This window comes from Vibrio sp. YT-19(2023), assembly GCF_033337395.1.
In genome coordinates this window covers 1-1449 of sequence record NZ_JAWOQN010000099.1, presented here as the reverse complement: position 1 = coordinate 1449, position 1449 = coordinate 1, and the positions used below count along the sequence as shown (strand labels likewise).

2 protein-coding genes are annotated in these 1449 nt (G+C 44.9%); one reads left to right on the top strand and one right to left on the bottom strand.

Going from position 1 to position 1449, the window contains the following annotated elements; genetic code table 11:
- Positions 1 to 617 (top strand): sporulation protein (locus tag R7E78_RS24115; protein ID WP_318058336.1); only part of this gene is annotated, 617 nt, incomplete at its 5' end.
- Here R7E78_RS24115 and R7E78_RS24110 read toward each other — a convergent pair.
- Positions 612 to 1449, bottom strand: an 838-nt coding sequence (locus tag R7E78_RS24110; protein WP_318058335.1) for a DUF3187 family protein, incomplete at its 5' end; no start/stop codon positions are given. The genes R7E78_RS24115 and R7E78_RS24110 overlap by 6 nt on opposite strands.

Below are 1449 nucleotides of genomic sequence, written 5' to 3'. Positions count from 1 at the left end.
AACAGCAGATCGACGCTATCACCATTAAATTGAACACAGAAATGAAAGTTGAAGTGGACGATAGCGTAAGTTATCAAACCTTCACTATCGACCAGCTCAAGGCGGTTGACCCGTTTGTGATTCAACCGAATGAAGAAAAACAAGTGCCTTTCGAGCTAAAACTGCATGATGAAACACCTATCACTGCGGTTAGCGCATTGAAGAACCAGTGTAATGTTTGGGTAGAAACCACTCTGGATATTGATTTTGCCAGCGACCCACGAGATCGCGATTACATTGAAGTGAAACCACTACCAGTGGCATCTCGCGTTATTCGAGCGATTGAACAAGCTGGTTTTACTATGGTGAAAGCAGATGTCGAAAAAGGCTTCTTGCGCGGCGGCTCTTTTGCCTCCCGTTCTGGTATCTATCAAGAGCTTGAGTTTCGCAATAGCGGGTTTGTGTCTTCAAAGGAAATTGAGCTGTCTTTCATTTTGGAAGGGCAGGTGATGCACTGTTTGGCTGAAATTGACCGTTCTTTGAGTTTCTCAGGTGATCAATATCGCTCATTCACATTGCCAATCAATGCCACTGATGCGCAAGTGGCAGCCGCAGTGGCACCAACATTGGGTCTATAAAAACTCGCTTTCCGAGTTAGATGAAAACAGGTACCGATATCCAATCGTGAATGCGATATCGGTACTGTTATCCATATTTCTTGCATTCTCTATCGCCATGATTTCAAGGGCGGAGTTGCCCATGAGATAGCGATATCCCATCACAATTTCATTTGACGCATCGGCAAATTCTGTTGGCCCCTCAGTGGAACCTTGATACCAGTGGTATTCAACAATAAAGTGGTGGTTTTCCCAAGGTGCATAACGATATCCACCCGCCATTGCAGCGGTGTTGTGGCGGTAAGGTAAATCGAGAAGAGCACGATCGTCAGAACGAAAAGTCATCCCGAACATTGAATAGAAAGCGTGTGCTCCGTACAGATAAGAGTAATTGAGTTGCACGCCTTGCTCAAAGTTACTGCCTTTAAAGGTACCGTGCGCGACTTTGTTATAATAGAGGCTTCCTCCTAGCGAAAGACCATGACGTTCATTTTGCAATATTTGGTATTGAACGTACGTCGAGAGGTTGTTCGCGATGGTTTGGCCTTCGAAGCCGTCTTCCAACACATCATATTGCGGCATTGAGATGTAAAAGCGGTTTTTATCAACTTTATCTCGCCCGTTTTGTCCAATTCCAAATAGGTCATGAAAGCTTTCTGTTAAGCCATCCAGATGATTATCTGCGGCAAATACCCAGCGATAATTGAGTTCCCATTGCCATTGAGAACTGACTTGCCACTTAGCTCCAATTTCTAATTGGTAGTGGTAATAATCCAAAGCGTATTCGTCGGTATGAGCCCAAACACTCGCTATTGTCGCCGAGCCATAAGCTTCTATGTACTCGGAAGGGAAG